Here is a 22,248-nt window from a genome sequence, read left to right as displayed (position 1 = left end):
GATGTTCGATGTAGCCGCACAGCTCGCGGTGTTGCCATCCAGTGCTGATGAGATGCTCAGATTGCTGCAGGGCGCGGTTCGGGCATGGCGAGGTGAGGCCGCAGGGTGGGCTGGCTGCACTCCAGAGGAACTCACTGCTGCGCAGGAGAGGCTTGGTGTGCAGATCCCAGGCCCTCTGGAGGGGTTCCTGTTCCTGTGCGGAGGCAGGGAAGAGCTGATGGGGTTCCAGGACCCGCTCTTGCCACCTGGCGGCATGAGGATCGAAGATGACGTACTCGTGATCCAAGAGGAGAATCAAAGGTGTGCGCTCTGGGGGGTTTCCGTTCAACGGCTAGGCGAGCCTGATCCGCCTGTTGTTTTCAAGGATCCGAATCGAGCAGGTGGCGATTGGCAGCCCTATCAAGACCGGCTTTCCGTGCATCTGCTCGAAGCCGTTCTCAATGAGCTTATGATCTCTTCGGAGAGCTGTATCTTCCGCGAAGCGAATGAGAATGCCATCGAGGAGCTCACTCATTCCCTAAATCCTGTTGGTATTCCTGAACATGTCTTTTGGGCCGAGCCGGAAGGGCCGGGGGTTAAATGGCTCGCTGGCGCTAAATTCCTGGTTCGTATTGACGGAAACTCGATTGTCTGGGCTTCAGCCCCATTGGGGGGCGAAGCGCGGGACGTCCTCAACATTGTTCCCGAGGGCTGGGATAGAGCTGATTCCTGAGTTTCTCGATGCACCGCAGCGGCCCCGTCGGATTCTCTTCCGGCGGGGCCGCTGTGGCGTGCTGAAGGTGTTTGACGGCAGTAGTTGACGGCAACGTGAGCGGACGGGTGCTGCACACAAACCGGCGGATGGCCGCCGTCGTCGGGCTCGGCGGCGGTTTCGGCGAGGCTGACGCGGAACTGATCGGCATAGTCAATAAGAGGCTTCAGAAGGCGGGCGTACTGTCAGGCAGGTCGACTTCAAGTCGCGCTAACGATGCCGAACAGAAATTTGCCGCCCTTATGCTACGGGACGGGATTAAGAAGGCGGATCTCCATATAAACAATCCCGAGGGGCCATGCAAGCAGAGGCTCGGGTGCGATGACGTACTGAGTATAATTCTGGGTAATAAGAGGCAGCTTACGGCACACTGGCCCGACGGAAATGGTGGCTGGGAATCGCAGCCTTATGGAGGCGCGCCTTGATGCATAACCGAGTGGAGGCTTATTATCGTAAGGAACACGCCGGAAATCGGTCCATAATCTGCAGTGCCGAGGATGTCGACGAGCTAATCGACTCTCTCCTAACGGCGCCGGCCTACCATAATATGGCGGAATTGCATTCTTTGGAGAGGATGCCCCTGCCTTCCGGGTTTCCCGACCATGAACTATTGGTGGGGGTTGATAACAATCTTCAAGCGGGCGTCCTGGAGTTCATGGATGCTGAGGGGAACGTGGTAACGCTAGGTTCGCCGGAGGGGCGGGGGGAGGTTTCCTATTTCATCGTGGGCAACGCGACTGAGTTTCCAGACCGCTCGGAAATCCCTATTGATCTTGTGCGTCAAGCGGTCAAGGAGTTCCTGGCTTCCGGAGGGAAGCGTCCCACGTGCGTTCGATGGCAAGTGCCGGAATTCTGGTGATTCGCTCAAGTGCTTCAGTGTTTACGGAAATTTTAAGCGGCGATTAAATGTCTAATGAGTGAGGTTTTCTCAGCGGTGATCACTTCCAGATTGTGTTGAGGACGAGGGCGGCGCGGGCGATGTCGCCGATCCGGCTCGGGCTAACCGTGACGTGCTGCAGAGCCCGCCATCGCTGCTTGAGCTCGGCGGCGGTGCGCTCACCGAGGGCCCGGACATGCCGTAGCAGCATGTTGAGCATGCGGGTGTCGGCATGAAGTGCCTGTTCGGACTTGCCCTTTGGGCGGCGAACCGGGATTCGGATGCCGATGCCGGCTCCGATGTAGCCCTTGTCGGCCAGGGTCGGCAGGCCATCGGCCGCAGCCTTGTAAAGGGCGGGCAGGACGTGGATGCGGGCGGCGGTGATGTCGGGGGTGGAACCGGGTTCGACGTCGGAGACCCACAGCGGGGTGCCGTCCGGGCCGGACAGGAACTGGATGTTCCCGCCGAACGCCTTGTGTTTCTGACTGACACGGCAGCTGTAGTTCGTGAGGCGTGAGGCATCGCCGCTGGCCAGCGTGGTGGGTGGGGTGCCTGCGGCAGGGGTACGGCCACCGGCATCGTGATCTTGTGTGACGAAGAATCAAGAAGCGGTGGCCGCGCAGGCCACGGTAGTACACGCCGGGTGGGACGGGTTGTTCGAGGGGTTGATGGGCCGGTTCGCGAGCTGCTTCCCGCGCCGGGAGACCCGGCTGACCTGCCGGAACATGGTCTCTGGGCTGCTGATGGTCAAGGAATCGGCGAACTGCTGGTCGTTGGCCGAGGCGATCGGCCACAGCGGTCCGCATGTCCTGCAGCACTTCTTGTCGAGGGCCCGCTTCGACACCGAGGCAGTCCGCCGGTCGGTCGCGGCCTGGACGGTGGAGCAACTCGGCGAGAGGGAGGTGATGTTGGTGGTGGACGAGACGGGCGATGAGAAGTCGTCCCTCGACGCGGTCGGCGCGGCCCGGCAGTACTCCGGGGCGCTGGGCGGGATCGGGCTGTGCCAGGTCGCGGTACACCTCTCCTACGTGAGTGCCGAGGGGCACGCGCTGGTCGACCGTCGGCTGTACCTGGGCGAGGCATGGGCGGCGGACGACGAGCGCCGTGAGCTGGTCGGGGTGCCCGACGAGAGGGTGTTCGCCACCAAGCCGCAACTGGCCGGCGACATGCTGGAGGACGCCCACGCCTCGGGGGTGCACACCGCGTGGGTGGCCGCCGACGAGGTCTACGGTGGACGGGAGTTGCGTGCGCGGATCCGTGCGCTGGGCTACGGCTACGCGATCGCGGTACCCACCAGCCACCGGGTCACCACCCCGGGCGCCGGGAAGAAGAAGGTCACCGCGCTGCTGGAGCGGGTGCCGAAGCGGGCCTGGATGCGGCTGAGGACCGGCCATGGCACCAAGGCCGAGCGGCTCTACGACTGGGCGATGATCGACGTGAACCCCGACGATGCGCCGCCCGGACAGGCCGCCGGGCACAGCCAGGTCCTGGTCCGACGCCACCGCCGCACCGGCACCCTTTCCTTCTACCGGACCTGGCACCCCGACCCGCAGCCGATATCGGTGCTGGTCAGCGCGGTCTGCCGCAGGTGGCGGGTCGAGGAGGACTTCCAGGGAGCCAAGGGCCTGGCCCACCTCGACACCGGCCAGGTCACCTGCTGGACGTCCTGGCACCGCTGGAGCCTCATGTCAATGATCGCCTACGCACTTCTGGCCGTCGGCGCCCTCCACGAGCGGCAACGCGCCCACCCCGCCAACTCCGACGACGAGTTGGCCATGGTGCCCGTCAGCCCGCGCGAACTCCTCGCGCTATTGCGGGTCTTCGCCCTGCCAAGGCCCCGCCAGGACACCGATCCGGCACACGCCCTGCGCTGGTCGAACTGGCGTCGCCGACACCAGCATCGCGCGACGGCCTGCCACCGCCGCTGGAACAACGTCACAGCAGTGGCCATCGCATGACAGGAACCTCACGAGTCACGAACTACAGCTGCCGTGACTGAACCACAGGTCGTTCCCGTTGTCCCGGACGCCGGCGAGGCGGTCGGACTCGATCAGCGTGCCGTCCAGGATCACGTGTGTCATGCCCTCGCGTCGGCAGCGAGCGAGGACTTCGTGCAGGTCGGGGGCCTGGTCGGAGAGGACGTCGATGCCTTCGTGCAGGTAGCGGTAGCCGGTGGCCTGGGAGACGCCCGCGTCGCGGGCCAGGCAGTGCACGCAGCCGCGCTCGCGGAACCAGCGCAGTACCAGCACCGCCTGCCGGAACGGCCCGAGCGCGCGAGAGCCCTTCGGTGTACCGATCCGCCGCCGGTGGGCGGACAGCAGCCGGGCGAGGAACTCGACGGCGTGGCGTGGGACGTCGAGCGTGGCAACATAGGTGACCAACGTGAAGCCTCTGGTTCAGCAGACATGATCTTGTGGTGAGACCTGTCCTACCAGGGGCTTCACGGCTGTCCATGGCCGGGGGCACCACGCGGCGAGGTCGGCTCAGAGCGCGATGAGACCCGCGGTCGTCGGCTGGAACCCGCAGGCGTCGAAGTAGAACGACCGCAGATCGTCCTCGAAGTCGACGTGCAGCCATTCGCATCCGCCTTCCCGGGCTTGCCGGGTGGCCTCCGCGATGAGTTCGGCTCCGGCCCCCGAGCGGCGGTAGCTCTCTGCGACCACGGTGTCCAGGACGAACGCGTGAACACCGCCGTCCCACACGACGTTGACAAAGCCGATGAGGTTGCCGTCATGCCGTGCACAGACCCAGCCGAGGCTGTGGCGTTGCACCCGGGTCAGCCAGTCGACTTCCAGGGCCTGATGGTTGAAACCCGCTGCATGCAGCGCATTGACGGCTGCGTTGTCGAAGTCTCCCCGCCACTCATACGTGATCGTCATAGCGCGAGCGTAGACCGCCGCCCTTGCCCGATCCTCCTCTGCAGGCGAGATCGGAGGTGCTCAACGCTGAGAAAACCTCACTGATGCGAATCAGAATTTCACGCCGCCGCGACGCCGACATGTCCACGCGGTCGCGGCGGCTGCCGTTGTACTCGGGCATGGTCATGGTCGTGGCCGCGCTGACAACCGCCTGTTCAACGCAGGGCGGTGGCGGGGAGGACGAAGGGTCATGCGCGATCGCTGCCATGTACGGGGGCCGCACCTATACGCAGGTGGCCAACGTCGACTTCACCGTAGGCAAAGCACTCGGCCCCGCCGAGTTCCCGCCCTGCGATGACACACCGGGCCACAACGACAATGCCGCAGGGCCCGAACCAACCACGGCCTATGCCGTCGACGGCTTGAATCCACGTATCGCCATCGCGATGGGGTACACCTCGGACGAGGTCATGCTCCTCGCCGTCCAACCCGGTGGCAGCCTGCCTCCGGAGGTCAAGACCCTGACACGAGGCTAGCGGCCATGAGGCGATCACCGCAGAACGTGGGCTGCGGTCAAGACAGTGCCTCCGGCGGAGGATCGGCCGACACCGGGGTGGAGAGGGCGCCGCTTCCGACTGCGAGTCCGTAGTGGCGTGCGCGGGGTGCTCCCATCCCGTCCACCATCGACCCAGGCAGAGCCGAGCAGATGCGGCCCCTGGCGTCCAGGTCGTTCGTACAGTAGCGCGCTCCACCTGGACGCCAGGAACCACGCCCGCTCCACGGTGTGTGGGTCGACGGCGGACGGGATGGGAGCTGGGGAGGTCTGGGGTTGCTGAGGGTGGGGAACGTACGGTGTGTCTGGCTGGTCAACCAAGTAGGAGTTGCCCGTGATTCCCACCGTCGACATGGACGTTGACCCTACGTTTCCTACGGACTTGGCCATGGGACTGCCCGACGAGGAGGACGTAGACGAAGAGGGCTATGGCTACTTCCGCGACGTCTGGACCATCGGGGAGGTGAGCCACGAGGAAGCCGTCAAGATGATCGATGAGGAGAAGCGCCTTGTCAGCCTCGTAGATCAGGCAAGCCAGACCCAGGCCGAGTTCGAGGCCATAGCCAAGGCTATTGAGGTGGGGAACTCGACTACCTGCCAGCCGGCTACGCTGCAAAGCACCCAGACAGCGAGCTTGTTCGACTCGTGAGTGAGAATGCCGAGGACGGATCGCCCCTTGACGCTCTCGAACTCGGGGTGGCAGGGCTGTCGTACGCTCTGACGTCGGTCGGGTGCTTCACCTCAGCGAGCTGCCGTAGCCACTACTCCGATCACTCCTGGTCAGACCGTCCAGTGGTCTTCTTCGCTGCTGAGCGCCCCACAGTCCATTGGCTCACTTCCCTGGTTCGCCAAAGTGGGTGCGGCTTCGCGAACGGCAGCGGGCGAGCGGACAGACTGATGATCGTCGAAGCCCCCTCGATTACCAACCTCATGGATCTGGCCAGCCGCATTGTTCAGCGGGTCGAGCGGCAGAGTCCTGTCAAGTCCCCCGTTGGTGTCTGACACCAACACCTGACACCAACAACCCCGTACACGAAGGTCAAGATCCTGTACCCGAGTGGGACGACACCGCCGTGAAGGCCGAGACCGCCGCGATCCTCGCCGAGACGGGAGCAGCCGCGCCCGATCCCGTTGGGGCATTTCCACTGGCATAAAAAAGGCGGTCCAGCCATATGCCGGACCGCAAAATTTCCATAAGAACTCTAGCCAGGTTCTACATAGCTCTGGGTGATCAGTCCAGAGCGTAGTGCGAATCAATCCTATAGGCGTACGATGCGTCTTACTTAAGCTTTAATCAGTCGGAAGAGGGGCATAGAACTTCATAAACTGTACCAGTGACACGCACCACGTCTAGCGAGCATAGGCCGCCAAGATCGTGAATTCGTTCCAACTCGACTAGGGTGCCGCTCAGTACCTTAATGAGAGTGAGCGCCAAAATCACGCCACTCACGGCGGTCCCAATCTTGAACCTTCGACGAATCGAACCACCCCTATTATTCGGGGCTGGCACACTCGCAGGTTCGCTATTCTCTCTTGAGTTTTCATCGCTGTGACTGCAATCGCGACCCAATCCTAGGAGTCGCCTAACAGCTTCTTTCATCTTCATTCTTTTCTCCCTTTTACAGTGTGCGGCGAATACCGCACAGGGAGGCTCACCCGCAGATGAACCCCCTGTGCGGCACTCGCCTTCCGTAGAAGGGAGCGGCGCGAGTTACCCAAGTTACCTAGGGGGGTATTTCGCTGCCTGAAAGGTTAGCGACCTTCGAGCCTCGTGGGAATCACCCGCAGGGGTGATCCCTGATCCTCCGAGAGGTGTAGGGGATGCGTAGAGGATGCTCATACACCGGGCATGGTCGAGGATCTCGCCCTAGGCACCCGCGACCTGTACCAGCAGTCTGCCTGAACCTGGATCCACCGGCTTGATGTCTGTGGACAGTTTCTCGGGGAACGAAGAAGTGCCTTGTGACCTGCGATGATGGGGTTTCTCTAGGACCACATCAGGCACGATCAGCAAGGCACTTCCGAGATGCAATCTTCCCATGCCGCAGCGGCGGTCTCATCCGCGTTCGACGACCCGAACCTAATCGCGTACGGCGGCCTGGAGCCGGTGGTGCGGTTGGCCGAGCGGTGCGGTCTGCCCGCACTGGTCGGGGAGTACATCCGTCTGCCGGCCTCGAAGGACGGCACCGGTGCCTTCCCCACAGCGAAAGTGATGTCGCTGGTGGGCGGCATGGTCGCGGGCGCCGACAGCATCGATGACATGCACCGGCTACGGCACGGCGCGATGGGCCGCCTGTTCTCCGGTGTGCGGGCCCCGTCCACGCTGGGGTCGTTTCTGCGTTCCTTCACGCACGGGCATGTGAAGCAATTGCACGCCGTGGCCCGCCGGTTCCTTCCCGAACTGGCCCGTCACGCCCCGCTGCTGCCCGGCGCGGACCAGGTCGCCTACGTGGACATCGATGACACCATCCGCCGCACCTACGGCTACGCCAAGCAGGGCACCGGTTACGGATACAGCAAGGTCAAGGGCCTGAACGCGCTGCTCGGCATCGTCTCCACACCCCTGGCCGCCCCGGTGATCGCCGCCACGAGGCTGCGCAAGGGACCATCGAACTCCGCGCGCGGGGCGGCAGCGTTCGTCGCCGAGACCATCCGCACCGCCCGCGCCTGCGGCGCGAATGGCCTGCTGGTGATGCGCGCGGACTCGGCGTTCTACGGCGCCGATGTCGTCAACTCCTGCCGGGCGCTGGGCGCGCGGTTCTCCATCACCGTGCGGATGAACGCTTCCGTCAAGGCCGCCATCGCCCGCATCGATGAGGACGCCTGGATGCCGATCAAGTACCCCAAGGCGGTCTGGGACGAGGAGGGCCAGTGCTGGATCTCCGACGCCGAGATAGCCGAGACCGGCTACACCGCCTTCACTTCCAAGCCGAAGAAGCAGCAGGTCACCGCCCGTCTGATCGTGCGCCGCGTCAAACGCCTGAACACTGGCACCGTCCCCGCCGGACAGGGCACGCTGTTTGACACCTGGCGCAACCACGCCGCGTTCACCGACTCCCCGCTCTCCTTGAACGATGCCGAGCGTGATCACCGACGGCACGCTGTCGTCGAGCAGGTGATCGCGGATGTCAAGAACAGCGCCTTCGCCCACGCACCCTCCGGGCATTTCCAGGCCAATGCCGCGTGGCTCGCCCAGGCCGCCCTGGCGCACAACCTGACCCGCGCCGCCGGCGCACTGGCCGGCACGTTCCATGCCAGAGCGACCACCGCCACCATCCGTGACCACCTGATCAACGTGCCCGCCCGCCTGGCCCGCTCCGCCCGCCGCCTCACCCTGCACCTGCCCGAACGCTGGCCCTGGAGCACGGACTTCACCCAGCTCTTCAGCATCGTGCACGCGCCACCAGCCCCCTGACACTCCCCGACCGACCTGCCCGAAAGGGCCCGAGAACTGCGGAAAAGTGGAAAGGCTGGGCAGACCAGCGGCCACCCCACGCCCGAATCCGCAACTCAGCCCCGACACGCCCTGCACGACCCCGAACCGATCACACCACAATCAAGCCGGTGGATCCGGGCTGAAGGGGCCGCAGGACTGCTCCGGATGTAGCCGGCCTGAGCTGGTAGGTGTATTGATCACGAGCGTTGTTGACGCGAACGGGTCTTAATCATGGCGAAGACCTCCGGTGTGGTGGAGCTGTCTAGGAACACACCGCACGGAGGTCTTGAAGGACGTCGGCGCCAACAAGCCGTACGACCTGCACCTGACGCGAGGGGACGAGAAGCTTCACGTGGAGGTGAAGGGCACGACGTCCGACGGTAGACAGATCATCCTGACGCGGCCGAAGCCGAATGGCAGCGCAATTACGCGCCGGACAACGCCCTTGTGATCGTCCACTCCATCGAGCTGGACCGCACCGTCGAACCTGCGACCGCGACCGGTGGAGTCCTCCACTGCACCTCGCCGTGGACTATCGAGGACGAGACCTTGACCGTCATCTTCTACATTCACCATTCACCGAACCGGACTGTGACGCGGCTGGCGAGCGTGCGAATCGCGCGGCATACGGTGGCTTCTTGACGCTGTCGATACAGCAGCGAAGTACAGCAACTACAGCAACCGCCAACACCCCGCACTGGGCCACCACGGCCGAAGTGCGACCGGGACAGCCACAAACGACCGATCTGCATAGAGCTACGGATCAGAAGGTGCCCGTGGCCCATCCGTGCAGTGGGTGTGAGATTTGAACCCGGGATGGCTCGCGCCACGACGGTTCTCAAGATTGCTCAGTGGACCTGTAAAACCGCCAGTAGGTGACGGTTCATTTCACGGACGGCTATGGGTGTTCGCGCTCGATCTTTGAAGCGCTCGAAGCGGGCCGCGGGCGTGGCGGCGGCCGAACTCCTCGAGCTCGGCGTTGGTCCAGCGTCGGGAGGCTGTGGACACGTCAATCAGGTCGCGGGCCGCTCCGCGGTCGGCCAGGGTGCGGACCTTGGTCCCGATTACGTCTTCCTCCGCGAGGGACCGGCCCGAACGGGCTCTGGGCGACCAGCCGCCAGAAGATCTTCTTGAGGATGTCGACCTCGCCTCCTGCCCGGGGGCCGGGTCGGACACGGTGAAGCGGACAGGCAGCGGGGCGGTCTCTAGCCCGCAGGGTTTCGACCGCAGCCCAGTCCCAGAAGGCCGTCTCTTCCTCTGCTTCGATCTGGACCAGCTGCCCGGTGTCGTCCCGGACGCGGACGGGTGTTCGGTGGCCGCCGCGGGCCGCGGGCCTGCGCGGTCCGCCAACCGCCAGCCGACACTGCCCGTCCTGCTCGCCTACGAGTCCGCGGATGACCACGACCGCCGTCGGCTCACCGAGATCTTCCGCGGCGTGAGCCTGCTGGACCACGCCGTGGACACGAAGCGCGCGACCGCTGTCCCCGTACGCGGCGGGCAGGAGGAACGCTGCTTGGTGTGGGTGGTACTGGAAGCCGTGGGCGTACAGCGTCATGCGGGCGTCCACCGGCACGCTCTCGTACGGTGCGCCGAGCGCTCCGTCGCTGTACAGGGTCAGGGTGAGGACCTGGTCGACCTGTGGCGGGGCGGGCCGGTGCGGGGGGTCGGGCTGGTTCGCCGCGTTGGTGAGCACCGTCTGCAGGGCCTGCCCGTAGCGGGGCAGCAGCCTCCGGGCGACTTGTGCCGCCGCCCGCGCGACGTCCTTGGGAACGGCGATGCCATTGGGTTCCTTGACCGCGACGAAGTGGTGGGGCTTGATGCGCGTGCCGTCGGGGGCGAGCGGGTCGACGACGAACTGGTGCGGGTAGAGAGGCCGGTCGGTCACGTACAGCCGCTGGTCGGCCGGCCCGTGGAGCACGGCGTCGTGGGTGAGGACGTACTGGCTAACGATGTACTCGACGTGGCCGGTGCCCCAGAGCTGCTCGGTGCGGGGGAACTGGTCCGCGTACTGCGCGTGGCGCTGATACTCACTGGTCCAGGTGCCGGGCAGGCGGTCGGCAAGGCCGACGGCGAAAGCGGCCAGGTCGGTGCGGGGTGAGGTCATGTGTTCCTGGAGGGAGGCGGTGGTCCGGCCTCAGCGCATGTGCCGCGGCTCTGCCGGCGGGAGGGCGCGCGAGGGAAGGGAGGGCGCACGAGCCGCGGTGGAGGGGAGCCGCGGTGCTGGCACGAGCGGGGTGAGTGCCCGCATCCGGTCCTTGGCCACGTGCAGCACCTCTCCGAGATTGCGGAGCTCGGCGGCGGCGTCGGCGAGGTCGTCGGGCAGGTCGAAGTCGTCGTCCTCCTCTGCCTCCTTGGCCTTCTCCCCAGCTGCTTCGAAGAACTCGCCGAGCCGTTCGAGCAGGCCGTTGATCGGATCCAGGATCTGGTGGAGCAGGGCAGCCACATCCGCGTGCGACTCGGCTCCGTTGAGCCGGTCGGTCAGGGCGAGGATTGCGTCGCCGTAGACGTGGTTGGAAGCGTGGTCTGCTGTGTCGGGGACACCCGGGGCCTGGGGCGGGTGGGGTGTCGACTGGGCTGGGTGCACCGGTGGGCCTTCGTGGGGCACGACGGGATGCGGTAGCAGCCCGAGCTGGGTGAGGCGATGGTCGATCGCCTCCATCAGGGGTTGGGCGCTGCCGCCGTGGCGGGCTTCGGGCCGCTGCGGAGCACCGGGGTTGCCGGAGGGAGCCGAGTCGTAGAGGACCTCCAACAGGGCCTGGTCATCGGGGTGCTCTCCGTATCGGGGGAGGTGCTGCCGTACTGCGGGTAGCCATGACACGCCAGATTGCTCGTGCCGAACCGACGTACGGCCGTGACGCTCATTTGACGCTCCGGGCGCCCGCTGGCCTCATTCGGGACCCGAAAGCCTCTCTGACCTGCTGCTTTACCGCCTGCGTCCAGGGCAACATGTTTCCGATGACTCATCATGTGGAGTGCGTGGCGATTCTGGAGCCGGTGAAGGCGGGCCCCGGACCTGAAGGTCCGGCGCAGCGGCCTCGGTCCGACCCCGTCGTTGTCAGTGGTGACCACTAGTTTGGAGTCACTGGAGAACGGCCGAACCGGCCGACCGGGCCTTTGGGGAGGGGTGTGCTGTGTCCGCTGCGCAGGCACGACAGTCGGGGAACACGACGTATCTGGAGCTGTCTCAGGAGAGCGGCGGTGCCCACAAGTTCTACGAGGTGACCGTCGTGGGGACCACCGTCTCCGTGCGGTACGGACGGATCGGCGTGGACGGGCAGCGCCAGACCTCCGCCTTTCCGACCGTCGAGAAGGCGAACGCGGCGGCGGCGAAGAAGATAGCCGAGAAGGTGCGCAAGGGGTATGCGCCCGCCGTTCAGGGGCAGCGCGCGGCCCGGGCGGTGACGCGCCGTCAGGTGACGTCCGCCCCGTCCACGGCGCGGGCGACGGCTCCGGTGTTGTGGCGGTTCCGTACGGGCGCCTCGGCGTTCGGCATTCATGTGGACGAGGACCGCTGCTGGGTCGGCAACCAGCACGGCAGCGTCTACAACCTGAGCCATGACGGTGAGGTGCTGGCGCACTACTCCCTGCCCGACGGTGTGAAGTGCCTGGTGGCGGACGACTTCTGGATCTACGCGGGCTGTGACGACGGCCGGGTGTACGACCTCTCCTCGAAGGTGCCGTTCGCGGCTTACGAGATAGCGGCCGAGGTGGACATCTTCTGGCTGGACATTCACGCGGGCGTGCTGAACGTCTCCGACCGCAACGGTGGTCTGACGGTCATCGACCATGAGGACGAGCTCCAGTGGTCGCGCAACTCGTCCGGGGACAACGCGTGGATGGTGCGGGCCGACGACCACGCCGTCTACCACGGGCACAGCCGCGGTGTGACGGCCTACGCGGCGGACGGCACCAGCCAGCTCTGGCACACCGCGACCAACGGCAATGTGCTCTTCGGATGGCAGGAGGAGAACGCGGTCTACGCCGGTACGGGGCGCCGGGTCGTCCAGCGGCTCGCCAAGTCCACCGGGCTGATCGAGGCCTCCTACGCGTGCGACGCCGCGGTGTACTCGTGTGCCACGTCCCCCGGTGGGCGATACGTCTTCGCGGGCGACTCCGCCTCCTCCGTCTACTGCTTCACCGCCGACGGCACCCGGCTGTGGAAGCTCGGCACGGGCGGCGGCTCGGCGCTGTCCATGCAGTACCACGACGAACGGCTGTACATCGTCTCGACGGACGGCTCGCTCGCCTGCATCGACGCGAGCGAGGCCGCGATCAACGCCGCCCAGTCGGGTACCGTCCCGGTCGCCGCGGACATCAAACTGGCGGCCGCCCTGCCGACGTACGCACCGCTGACCACCGCCGCCTCCGTCGCCACGGTCAGCGCCGTTCCCGCACCGGGGAGCGGGGTCGTCGTGGAGTGCACTCAGGAAGGAGGCCGAGTGCGTGTGCACGTGGTCTCCGAGGGCTATGAGCCGAGTTGGAACGTCCAGTTCCCGCGTGCGATACGCCAGCCCGGCGCCCGCTATGTGGTGGACGCGCTGCACTCCTCATCAGGTGGTTTCTACCGAGTGCGCGGAGAGATCAGACGTCTGGTGTGACGGGCTGTGCGGTCGTCGCGGTACTCGTCGGCCACGTTGTGCACGGTGTACTGGGTGAGCGAACTGCTGCCGTTGCCGGTGGCCTTGCACACCGTGCTGTCGACGGTCGGACGAGGGCGGCGCAGCGGTACGACCGGCATGTCGAACAGGACGGCCCACTGGGTGGCATGGTGACTGCCGTCGCGGTTCCGGTAGCCGTACCCTAGGTACTTGGTGCCGGCTCCGTTCCAAGTCGACATGATCGTCGACATGATCTATGCCCTCCTACGCCTGAGGACCTTGCCGATCAGATCGATGGCGACACCGGCGGCAGCGTGCGTTGCCCGATGCTCCGGCCGTGATTTTCCGGTCGCACAGCTGGTAGCTGTCGTGCGCCGGCGCGGTGCCGACCTAGCGGGTACTTGCCGGGGCCTTCAGGTGTAGATCCGTGCTGGACAGCGTCATCGGCGTGGCCGAGACGGCGCGCAGGCGGATGCGTACCCCGGCGTGGGGGAGGGGGAACTTGCCGGAGGGTGGCAGGAGCTCGTAGCTGGCCGAGGCGTGCCGGGCGAGTGTGGCGGGGCCGGACTTGATGGACCAGTAGCGGCCCATGCCCTGGCCCGTGGTCAGGGTGAAGTGCGGGGTGAGGGCCGCGTCGCCGAGGTTGGTGACGCGGACGGTGAGCGCGGTCACGGCTTTGGCGGTGGTGGTCCGGCTCTCGCCGACCAGTTGCATCTTCAGGGGCGGTGAGCCCGTCACCGCCAGGGCCGAAGCGACCAGGGCGGGGGTGATCAGCAGCACGCCCGTCGCGATGCGCGCCCGCTGCCGGTGCGGGCCGCGCAGGAAGGCGGGCCGGGGCTGCCACGCCGTGGTGAAGGCCGACGGCGGCGCGGTCACGGCGGCGGCCAGCCAGAGCGGCGTCATCATCAGGTAGTAGCCGTCCTGCGAACGCGTCGCCAGGAAGAACGCGCACCAGGGCAGGACCACCGCGGCCGGCCCCAGCCGCCGCACGAAGAGCACGAAGAGCCCGAGCAGCCCCGCGGCCAGCAGCATGCTCGCGTGCGAGTACCAGGACAGTCGGCCGCTGCCGTCGGTGAAGTACAGCGAGATGCCGACCAGGCCCTGGCCGTGCAGGTTCGCCTTCTGGGTGAGCGGGAGCGCGATCCCGGAGAGCCAGCTGCGCGGCTCGCTCACGATGAAGTACGCGTTGATCAGCAGCCAGGTCAGGGAGGCCACTCCCACGATCCGGCCCACGGCGGCCGCCGCCGCGCGCGCTCCGAGGTCGCCGCGGCGCAGGGCGTAGACCCCGGCCAGCAGGAACGGCGTGAGGAACCACGGCAGCTGCTGGGAGGCGCAGGCCGCGCCCAGGCACGCGGCCCGCGCCCAGTCGCTCCATCCGCCGTAGCCCATCCGGGGCCAGCCCACCACCACCGGGATGAGGAAGGCGCAGGCGACGATCGCCGGATAGCCGAGCCGGGCGTACGCGGGCAGCAGGCCGAGGCCGAGGCAGACCAGCGTGGCCGCGGACCGCCACTGCGTCGGCAGCATCCGCCACATCACGATCGTGGCCACGATCAGGGCGCCCGTGGCGGTCAGGACCGCGGGGGCCGCCCCGTGCCCCACCCACAGCAGCGGTGCGGTGAGCAGCAGGGGCAGCGGCGGATAGCCGTACGTGTAGTCGTAGCCGCCGGTCATCGTCGGGGTGAGGGCGACCCCGTGCTGCCCGAAGAGCCAGGGCCACGGCTGGTCGTAGACCTGGTGCCCGGCGACGAACTCACGGGCTGCCTGTGCGGTGAGGACGGACTCGTCACCGCCGCCGTGGTAGATGGCGAACCCGCACACCGCGAGCGTCACGGCCGTCACCAGGACCACGAGGTCGAGGCGGGCCAGCGAGCGGCTGCGGCGCACGGTCAGCGTGAGGACGCCCGTCACCAGGATCGAGGCGTAGCAGACCGAGATCACCGCCGCGACGGCGAGCCGGTGGCTCGCGGCCGCCGTCCACATCGGGCGTGTACCGATGAAGAGGCTGATGTCGGCGAGCAGGGTCAGGACGCGGTGCCACTGCGCGGGCGTCTCGTCGGGCGACGCCTTCGTGAGGGCCTTCTGGCCGGTGGTCGACGGCCTCATTTCTGCCAAGTACACGGGATTGGACGGTAATTCCCATAGATGAAGGGCGTGATGCCGGACGTGAAGAGTCCGGTATGAGGGCGGTAAGAAGTGTGCTTATGGTCGATGTGAGGGCGTGTCGTGCGGGAGTGTCTCATATATAGGTGTCTCGTGCTTTGACGGGTCATACGAGGGTGTCTCAGGCGTTGGAGAGGGACACCTCGGTGGACTTGATGAGCGCCACGACCGCCGATCCGGCCGCCAGGCCCAGTTCGGTGACCGCGTCCTTGGTGATCGCGGAGGTCAGCTCGGCGCCCGGGACCTCGACCTTGACACGGGCCATGGCCCCGCCCGTGGAGACCTCGGTCACCGTGCCGGGGAACTGGTTGCGGATGCTCACGCCGTCGACCGGGCCGGTGGCCAGGGACACCTCCGTCGACTTGACCAGGGCGCGGACCGTGGAGCCCGTGGTGAGGCCCAGGTCCTCGACCGCCTCCGCGGTGATGGCCGCGGTGAGGTCCTGGCCGCCGTCGAGACGGACCTTGACCGTCGCCATCACCTCGCCAGGGGTGACGGAGGTGACGGTTCCGGGGAGCTGGTTGCGGATGCTCAGGCTCATGGGTACGCCTCAATGTGCGGTCCGGTCCGGTGCGGTGCGAATAGTTGAGTTTCACCAATTATGAGCAACTTGTGGCTCTCATCGGGCTCATCACACCCCGTGTCTCAGTACACGTCCCGCACGTACCGCTTCTCCGCCGCCAGCTGTTTGACGTACGCGGCGGCCTCCGCCTCGCCCAGACCGCCGTGCGCGACGGCGATGTCCCGCAGCGCCCGGTCGACGTCCTTGGCCATCCGCGAGGCGTCCCCGCACACATAGAAGCGGGCGCCGTCCTGGAGCCAGTGCCACAGCTCGGGCCCGTGCTCACGCATCCGGTCCTGGACGTAGACCTTGGCGCGCTGGTCGCGCGAGAACGCCGTGTCGAGCCGGGTGAGCGTGCCGTCGTCGAGCAGCCCGGTCAGCTCGTCCTCGTAGTAGAAGTCGGTGGCGCGGTGCTGCTCGCCGAAGAACAGCCAGTTCGGCGCCCGGTGGCCGAGTGCCCTGCGCTCCTCCAGGAATCCCACGAACGGCGCGACTCCGGTACCGGGGCCCACCATCACCATGGGCGTCGTCGCGTCCGCCGGGGGCCTGAAGTGCGGCGACCGCTGCACGAAGACCGGCACCTCCGCGTCCGGCGCGGCGTCGGCGAGGAAGGGCGAACACACCCCGCCCCGCGCCCGGCCGCCCGGATTCTCGTACCGCACGACGGAGACGGTCAGCGAGACGAGGTACGGGTCGACGAGCGGACTCGACGAGATCGAGTACAGCCGGGGCTGCAACCGCTTGAACACCTCGGTCCACTCCTGCGCCGACGCCCGCACCGGATGCTCGGCCACCACGTCCACGGCCTGCCGCCCCCACGACCAGCGCGCCAGCTCGCCCTTATTGTCCGGACGCAGCAGCTTCCTCAACTCCCGCCCGTCACGCGTCCGTTCACTGACGAAGCGCAACAGGTCCGGAGTGATGCGGGTGATGTCGGCATGCCGAAGCAGGGCCTCACGGAAGGAGGTCTCGCCGACTCCTGTCATATCGACGGCTGTTGAGCCGTCGACCCCGACAATCTCCAGCCATTCGGCAACCAGCTCGGGCGAGTTGACGGGCCGTACGCCCAGCGCGTCCCCCGCCTCGTACGGCAGCGGGCTCTCGCTGTCGCGGGTGTCGAAGGTGAACCGGCGCACCTCCTTGCCGGCGCCGGGCAGGCTGAGCAGCCGGTTGCCGGTGAGCCGGGCGGTGGTGGCGGCCGGCGCGGGCCTGGCGGGCTTGGCGGCCCGGGGCACCTCGGGCGTCGTGGTGGTCTCCGGTGTCCTGGGTGTCTCGGTCCGTCCGCCGAGCGCGGTGAGGATCTGATCCAGCCAGGCACCCGCGGACGGTTCGTAGTCCGGCTCGCAGTCCGTACGGGGAGCCAGGCGTACGGCGCCCAACTCGTCAAGGCGTGCGTCCAGCCGACGTCCGTGCCCGCAGAAGTCGTCGTACGAGGAGTCGCCGAAAGCCAGCACGGCGTAGCGCACGCCGTCCAGCCGCGGGGCCTCCTGCGCGGACAGGGTGTCCCACAGGCCGGACCCGTTGTCGGGCGCGTCGCCGTCCCCGAAGGTGCTGGTGATGAAGAGCAGATCGGCGCTGCGGGCGAGCGCGCCGACGTCCGCCTCGTCCATGCCGACCAGCCGCGCCCGGTGCCCGGTGGCGGCGAGCCGGTCGGCGGTGGCCGTCGCGAACTCCTCCGCGTTCCCGGTCTGCGAGGCCCACAGCACCACCACCTCACGGCCCGCGGACTCCGGCGCCAGGGCCACCGGGGGCGCGGAGCGCGAGTACATCCCGGCGAGCACGCCGTTCACCCACAGGGCGTGCTCGGGGTCGAAGGGGGCGTCCGGGGGCAGGACGGGTACGCCCGGGAGCCCGGAGGGGAGCCCAGCGAGAAAGCCGCTGAGGTACTGCCGCTCGACGGAGGAGAGAACGGGCGGGGGAGCCGGCTCCAGGGCGAAGCCTCCGGATGCCGTGCCGAAGCCCGCGGGCGTCGTGCCGAAGCCTCCGGGCGTCGTTTCGACTCGGTCGGGCATCCTCGATCCGTCCGGTGTCTCCGGAAGAACCCTTCGGGCGGCAACGCGCGCCAGCGACACCGCGCACACCTTGAACTCCGGCTGGAACGACACCGGATCCACCGCGTCACTGGTCACCGCGTTGATGCTCAGGTACTCCCCGAACAGGTCGTTCCAGTGAAACGGCGCGAACACGCACCCCACCCGCACCCGGTCCGTCACCACCGCAGGCAACACGGCACGCCCCCGCCGGGAGGCGACCTCCACCGAGTCCCCCTCCGCCACTCCGAGGGCGGCCGCGTCCTGCGGATGCAGCTCCACGAACGGCCCGGGATTGAGCTTGTTGAGCTTCGCGACCTTCCCCGTCTTGGTCAGCGTGTGCCACTGGTGCTGCAGGCGCCCGGTGTTGAGGACGAACGGAAAGTCGTCGTCGGGCATCTCCGCGGGCGGCAGATGGGGCCGCGCGTGGAAGACGGCCCGCCCGCTCGCGGTGGGAAACGACAGCTCGCCGTCCCCCTCCCCGTCCACATACCGGATCGGATTGCGCGCGGGCCCGTCCTCCCGCGCGACCGGCCACTGCACGGGCCCGCCGCGCAGCCGCTCGTAGGAGGCGCCCCGCAGATCCCACCCGGTCTTCGGATTCCACGCCCCCTTGATCTCCTCGAAGATCTGCTCGGCACTGTCGTACGAGAACCCCTTCTCGTACCCCATGGCGCGGGCGACGGCCGCGATGATCCGCCAGTCCGCCCGTGCCTCCCCGGGCGGGTCGACGACGGGCCGTGCCAGGGTCAGCGTCCGCTCGCTGTTGACCAGGACGCCCTCGGCCTCCGTCCACAGCGCGCCGGGGAGCACGACATCGGCGTACGCGTTGGTCTCGGTCTCGGCGAAGACGTCCTGGGTGACGACGAACTCGGCGGCTTCCAGCCCCTCGATGACGGTCCGGCGATTGGCGACCGAGGCGACAGGGTTGGTGCAGATGATCCAGCAGGCCTTGATGTCCCCCTCGGCCATCTTCCGGAACATCTCGACGGTGCCCTGCCCCACCCCGTCCTTCCGGATGCTCCCGACCGGCAGTCCCCACAGCTCCTCGATGAACGAACGCTCCTCATCCACCAGCACCGACCGCTGCCCGGGCAGCCCGGGCCCCATGTACCCCATCTCGCGCCCGCCCATGGCGTTGGGCTGCCCGGTGAGGGAGAAGGGCCCGCTGCCCGGTCGGCAGATGGCGCCCGTGGCGAGATGCAGATTGACGAGCGCGTTGGTGTTCCAGGTGCCGTGCGTGGACTGGTTGAGCCCCATGGTCCAGCAGCTCGTCCACTCCCCGGCCTCGCCGATCAGCCGCGCCGCCGCCCGGATGTCGTCCTCCGGGATGCCGGTGATCTCGGCGACGGCCGCGGGCGGATAGTCGGCGAGGAACGCGGGCATCGCCTCCCAGCCCTCGGTGTGCCGGGCGATGAAGTCCGGGTCCGTGTACCCGCCTTCGTGCAGCAGGTGCAGCAGTCCGTTGAGCAGCGCGAGATCGGTCCCGGGCCTGATCTGCAGGAACAGATCGGCCTTCGCCGCCGTCGCGGTGCGCCGCGGATCCACGACGATCAGCTTGGCCCCCGCCTTCACACGCTCCATGAGCCGCAGGAAGAGGATCGGATGGCAGTCGGCCATATTGGACCCGATGACGAGGAACACGTCCGCGCGGTCGAGATCGTCGTAGGACCCCGGCGGTCCGTCGGCGCCGAGCGACAGTTTGTAGCCGGTGCCCGCGCTCGCCATGCACAGCCGTGAGTTCGACTCGATCTGGTTCGTCCCCACGAAGCCCTTGGCCAGCTTGTTGGCGAGATACTGCGCCTCGAGGGTCATCTGCCCGGAGACGTAGAAGGCGACGGCGTCCGGGCCGTGCTCGTCGATGATCGCGCGCAGGCGCCGGGCGGTCTCGGCGAGGGCCGCGTCGACGGGGACGGGCCGCGGCTCCTCGCCGCGGTCCTCCCGCACGAGCGCGGTGGTCAGCCGGCCGGGCGCGGCGAGCATGTCGGCCGTGGTCGCGCCCTTGGTGCACAGCCGGCCGGAGTTGGCGGGGTGCTCCTTGTCGCCGGACGCCTTCAGGACCGTACGCCGTCCGTCCGGTCCCCGGCCGATGTCGAGGACCATGCCGCAGCCCACACCGCAGTACGAGCAGACGGTCCGGATCTGCTCCGGGCGGGGGGTCGTGGTCATGCCGAAGACAGTACGAATTGCCCGTTACGCGGATGTCACATGGTCTGATCTTGGAGGGTTACGCCCGCTGCACAACCGGTCGGCGGGCGATGTGAGGGTGTCGCGGACCGTGTCGCTGTTGGGCCGAACGGGTGACCATGCGTAAGAATTGGCCGGTGCAGACAATGAGTGCGAGCCAGGACGGGGTGGGCCAGTGAACAGCCACGACGTCACCGACGAGCAGTGGGAAGGGCTCGCCCAGGTCGTTCCGCTGCGGGGCCGGGACGCCTGGCCCTCGGCGGTGAACCACCGGTCGATACCCGAGGCCGTGACCGAGGCGCGGCGACGCTTCGTGGTGCTGCGGGTCAATGTGTTCGCCGACGCCCGCGACGTCGCGGAGACGCTGATGTCGGGCATCCCGGTCCTGCTCGACCTGACCAGCGCGGAGACCGAGGTCGCCAAGCGGGTGCTGGACTTCAGCACGGGGGTCGTCTTCGGTCTGGCGAGCGGCATGCACCGGGTCGACCGGAACGTGTTCCTGCTGACACCGCGTGGCACCCAGGTGCAAGGGCTGATGAAGGGGGCGGGGGTGCCGGGGATCTGACCGGGGGCGGCCAGGACCGGGCCCCGCGCGCGGGCGCGCGCCGGTCGCCCGATCGTAGGAAGGTCAACAGGGCGTAACGGTTCGCCTGCGGTTCGTCCGGCGGGGGCCCCTTACCGTCCACATATGACCGTGTCATCTCTGGCGGCCCCCGCCCGGGCCGAGGCGTGCCCCGACCGGCCCGGCGCCACCGAGCTCAGGCTCGCCGCCTTCGCCGCACACCGGCGCGCCCGTTTCCCGCTCGGACCGCTCACCCTCTTCGCCGGCCCCAGCGGCAGCGGCAAGACCACTGCCCTGCGGGCGTACGAGGCGCTGGCGCGGCTCGGCGGCGGCGCCTCGCTGGGTGAGGTGTTCCCGGACCCGGTCGCCTGTGTGCCCGAGCGGGCCCTGCCCGACGCCCAGCGACGGCGCGGGTTCCGCATCGGCTGCACGGCCGACGGCCCCGAAGGACCCGTACGGCTCGATGTCGCCGTCCAGGCCGAGCCCGAACTGCGCATCGTCGGCGAGCGGTTGACCGCGGGCGGGCTGACCCTCCTGGAGACCGCGCTACGGGATCCGGGGCGCCGTGTGGTCCAGGCGGCCTGGTACACGGCGGGCTCGTCGGCGGTGACCCGGGGCCCGCTCCCCGACGACCGCCTCGGCACCGCGCTGCTGCCGCTGCGCGTCTCCGGCCGGACGGACGGCGAGCGCCGGGTCCTCGCCGCGGCCGAGCAGATGGTGGTCGCCCTGCGGGCCGTGTACGCCTGCGACCCGAGCCCCCGGCGGATGCGCGCCGCCGCCCCGCTCGGCGCGGGGCGGCTGCTCCGGGGCTGCGACAACCTCGCCGAGGTGCTGTGGCGCACCCGCTCGGAGTGCGGCCACCGCTACGCGCACCTGGTCACGGCGGTGCGGGCCGGCTGCGCGGGCCCCGTCGCGGACGTGCTGGCCGAGCCGCTCGGCGACGGCACCGTCCGCGCGCTCCTCGACCGCGGGGACGGCGTCCGTACGCATCTGGGGCTGCTCGGGGACGGCGAGTTGAGGTATCTGGCGCTGGCCCTGGTGCTGCTCACCGGGCCCGGGGTGCTGGAGGTCGACCCGGCGGGTGAGGTCCCGGCCGCGCTGCAGACGCTGACGGTGCTGGCCGACGGCCTCGACCGGGGGCTGGACGTGCGGCAGGCCGGAGAGTTGGTGCGGCTGGCGGCGCGGATGTGCGAGCGGGGGCACATCCGGCTGGTGGGTGCGGTGAGCGATGCCGTCCGGGTGTGCGAGGTGCCGGGGGTCGCGGTGGTAGACCTGACGCCGTGAGTGAAAGCGAACTGGACGTGGCGAAGTTGCAGCGCAGGCTGGCCGAGTTCGCGGCCGCGCGGAACTGGCAGCAGTACCACACGCCGAAGAACCTGGTCGCCGCGCTGAGCGTGGAGGCGTCCGAACTGGTCGAGATCTTCCAGTGGCTGACGCCCGAGGAGTCGGCGCGTGTCATGGATGACGCGGACACCGCGCACCGTGTCACGGACGAGGTGGCGGACGTGCTGGCGTATCTGCTGCAACTGTGCGAGGTACTCGGCATCGACGCGCTGGCGGCGCTCGACGCGAAGATCGACCGGAACGAGCGGAGGTTTCCGGTGGGGGAGGGGGCATAGCGGGAGGCGGGCGGCCGCGCGGTGGCGTCGTGGAGGTGCTGCGGTGGGGGCG

At 68.0% G+C, this 22,248-nt stretch carries 19 protein-coding genes and 3 pseudogenes; 13 read left to right on the top strand and 9 right to left on the bottom strand.

What is annotated here, in order from left to right:
* Nucleotide 1 precedes the first annotated feature (1 nt).
* The 3 genes from OG819_RS02170 to OG819_RS59055 all read left to right on the top strand — a co-directional run bounded on the left by OG819_RS02170 (nt 2) and on the right by OG819_RS59055 (nt 1,610).
* A complete protein-coding gene (locus OG819_RS02170; RefSeq protein ID WP_266647754.1) occupies nt 2–712 on the top strand; it encodes a hypothetical protein in 711 nt (236 codons plus the stop codon).
* A gap of 128 nt (nt 713–840) precedes the next feature.
* Nucleotides 841–1,176, top strand: a complete 336-nt coding sequence (locus tag OG819_RS02165) for a DddA-like double-stranded DNA deaminase toxin (RefSeq protein ID WP_266647752.1) — start codon at nt 841–843, stop codon at nt 1,174–1,176.
* Entirely contained in the window at nt 1,176–1,610 is a 435-nt protein-coding gene (locus tag OG819_RS59055) for an Imm1 family immunity protein (RefSeq protein ID WP_353963235.1), read from the top strand. The genes OG819_RS02165 and OG819_RS59055 overlap by 1 nt, the downstream gene beginning before the upstream one ends.
* A gap of 79 nt (nt 1,611–1,689) precedes the next feature.
* Here OG819_RS59055 and OG819_RS02160 read toward each other — a convergent pair.
* A pseudogene (locus tag OG819_RS02160) lies at nt 1,690–2,115 on the bottom strand (transposase family protein); the annotation flags it as partial.
* A 103-nt stretch (nt 2,116–2,218) separates the two neighbouring features.
* Here OG819_RS02160 and OG819_RS02155 point away from each other — a divergent pair.
* Entirely contained in the window at nt 2,219–3,586 is a 1,368-nt protein-coding gene (locus tag OG819_RS02155; RefSeq protein WP_266647750.1) for an IS701 family transposase, read from the top strand.
* Between the two features lie 36 nt (nt 3,587–3,622).
* Here OG819_RS02155 and OG819_RS02150 read toward each other — a convergent pair.
* Both OG819_RS02150 and OG819_RS02145 read right to left on the bottom strand, forming a co-directional pair.
* Nucleotides 3,623–4,009, bottom strand: a pseudogene (locus tag OG819_RS02150) (leucine zipper domain-containing protein); the annotation flags it as partial.
* Between the two features lie 102 nt (nt 4,010–4,111).
* The gene (locus tag OG819_RS02145; protein WP_266647748.1) at nt 4,112–4,507 is read right to left on the bottom strand and encodes a GNAT family N-acetyltransferase; all 396 of its coding nucleotides are present in this window, start codon (nt 4,505–4,507) and stop codon (nt 4,112–4,114) included.
* A gap of 56 nt (nt 4,508–4,563) precedes the next feature.
* Here OG819_RS02145 and OG819_RS02140 point away from each other — a divergent pair, with 56 nt between their 5' ends.
* The 4 genes from OG819_RS02140 (at nt 4,564) to OG819_RS59050 (ending at nt 8,926) form a co-directional block, all read left to right on the top strand.
* Nucleotides 4,564–5,022 (top strand): DUF6281 family protein, encoded by a 459-nt coding sequence (locus OG819_RS02140; RefSeq protein ID WP_266647746.1) that lies wholly within the window; start codon nt 4,564–4,566, stop codon nt 5,020–5,022.
* A 351-nt stretch (nt 5,023–5,373) separates the two neighbouring features.
* Nucleotides 5,374–5,688: a hypothetical protein gene (locus OG819_RS02135; protein ID WP_266647744.1), complete on the top strand. Its 315-nt coding sequence runs from the start codon at nt 5,374–5,376 to the stop codon at nt 5,686–5,688.
* Nucleotides 5,689–7,065: 1,377 nt separating this feature from the next.
* Entirely contained in the window at nt 7,066–8,454 is a 1,389-nt protein-coding gene (locus tag OG819_RS02130) for an IS1380 family transposase (protein ID WP_266647742.1), read from the top strand.
* Between the two features lie 268 nt (nt 8,455–8,722).
* Nucleotides 8,723–8,926 carry a DUF3883 domain-containing protein gene (locus OG819_RS59050; protein WP_353963234.1) on the top strand — a complete coding sequence of 68 codons (204 nt, stop codon included), beginning with the start codon at nt 8,723–8,725 and terminating at the stop codon, nt 8,924–8,926.
* A gap of 488 nt (nt 8,927–9,414) precedes the next feature.
* Here OG819_RS59050 and OG819_RS58520 read toward each other — a convergent pair.
* Nucleotides 9,415–9,684 (bottom strand): annotated as a pseudogene (locus OG819_RS58520) (nucleotidyl transferase AbiEii/AbiGii toxin family protein); the annotation flags it as partial.
* A gap of 103 nt (nt 9,685–9,787) precedes the next feature.
* On the opposite strand from OG819_RS58520, the gene OG819_RS58515 reads away from it, so the two are divergent.
* Nucleotides 9,788–10,573 carry a hypothetical protein gene (locus tag OG819_RS58515; protein ID WP_323139322.1) on the top strand — a complete coding sequence of 262 codons (786 nt, stop codon included), beginning with the start codon at nt 9,788–9,790 and terminating at the stop codon, nt 10,571–10,573.
* A gap of 36 nt (nt 10,574–10,609) precedes the next feature.
* On the opposite strand, the gene OG819_RS02120 is transcribed toward OG819_RS58515, so the two are convergent.
* On the bottom strand, nt 10,610–11,293 hold the full coding sequence (locus OG819_RS02120) for a hypothetical protein (protein ID WP_266647738.1): 684 nt from the start codon (nt 11,291–11,293) through the stop codon (nt 10,610–10,612).
* 313 nt (nt 11,294–11,606) lie between these two features.
* Between OG819_RS02120 and OG819_RS02115 the strand changes: the two genes are divergently transcribed.
* The gene (locus OG819_RS02115) at nt 11,607–13,073 is read left to right on the top strand and encodes a WGR domain-containing protein (protein ID WP_266629726.1); all 1,467 of its coding nucleotides are present in this window, start codon (nt 11,607–11,609) and stop codon (nt 13,071–13,073) included.
* Here the strand turns inward: OG819_RS02115 and OG819_RS02110 are convergent.
* From OG819_RS02110 to OG819_RS02095, 4 genes are all read right to left on the bottom strand, one after another.
* Nucleotides 13,037–13,324, bottom strand: a complete 288-nt coding sequence (locus tag OG819_RS02110; protein WP_266647736.1) for a hypothetical protein — start codon at nt 13,322–13,324, stop codon at nt 13,037–13,039. The two genes, OG819_RS02115 and OG819_RS02110, sit on opposite strands and share 37 nt — an antisense overlap.
* Before the next feature lie 139 nt (nt 13,325–13,463).
* Nucleotides 13,464–15,179, bottom strand: coding sequence for a hypothetical protein (locus OG819_RS02105; RefSeq protein WP_266634757.1), 1,716 nt, complete (start codon nt 15,177–15,179; stop codon nt 13,464–13,466).
* Between the two features lie 178 nt (nt 15,180–15,357).
* Nucleotides 15,358–15,777 carry a molybdopterin-binding protein gene (locus OG819_RS02100; RefSeq protein ID WP_266430028.1) on the bottom strand — a complete coding sequence of 140 codons (420 nt, stop codon included), beginning with the start codon at nt 15,775–15,777 and terminating at the stop codon, nt 15,358–15,360.
* Between the two features lie 104 nt (nt 15,778–15,881).
* Nucleotides 15,882–19,997 carry a bifunctional nitrate reductase/sulfite reductase flavoprotein subunit alpha gene (locus OG819_RS02095; protein ID WP_266647735.1) on the bottom strand — a complete coding sequence of 1,372 codons (4,116 nt, stop codon included), beginning with the start codon at nt 19,995–19,997 and terminating at the stop codon, nt 15,882–15,884.
* Between the two features lie 193 nt (nt 19,998–20,190).
* Between OG819_RS02095 and OG819_RS02090 the strand changes: the two genes are divergently transcribed.
* The 3 genes from OG819_RS02090 to OG819_RS02080 all read left to right on the top strand — a co-directional run bounded on the left by OG819_RS02090 (nt 20,191) and on the right by OG819_RS02080 (nt 22,196).
* On the top strand, nt 20,191–20,580 hold the full coding sequence (locus OG819_RS02090) for a cell division protein SepF (protein WP_266629732.1): 390 nt from the start codon (nt 20,191–20,193) through the stop codon (nt 20,578–20,580).
* 123 nt (nt 20,581–20,703) lie between these two features.
* On the top strand, nt 20,704–21,861 hold the full coding sequence (locus OG819_RS02085) for an ATP-binding protein (protein WP_266629734.1): 1,158 nt from the start codon (nt 20,704–20,706) through the stop codon (nt 21,859–21,861).
* Nucleotides 21,858–22,196 (top strand): nucleotide pyrophosphohydrolase, encoded by a 339-nt coding sequence (locus OG819_RS02080; RefSeq protein ID WP_075030563.1) that lies wholly within the window; start codon nt 21,858–21,860, stop codon nt 22,194–22,196. Before OG819_RS02085 ends, OG819_RS02080 begins: the two co-directional genes overlap by 4 nt.
* Nucleotides 22,197–22,248: the final 52 nt, after the last annotated feature.

The organism is Streptomyces sp. NBC_01549 (assembly GCF_026339955.1).
Classification (GTDB): domain Bacteria; phylum Actinomycetota; class Actinomycetes; order Streptomycetales; family Streptomycetaceae; genus Streptomyces.
Note: the sequence above shows the minus strand (reverse complement) of the source record. Positions and strands in the feature narration are given on the sequence as shown.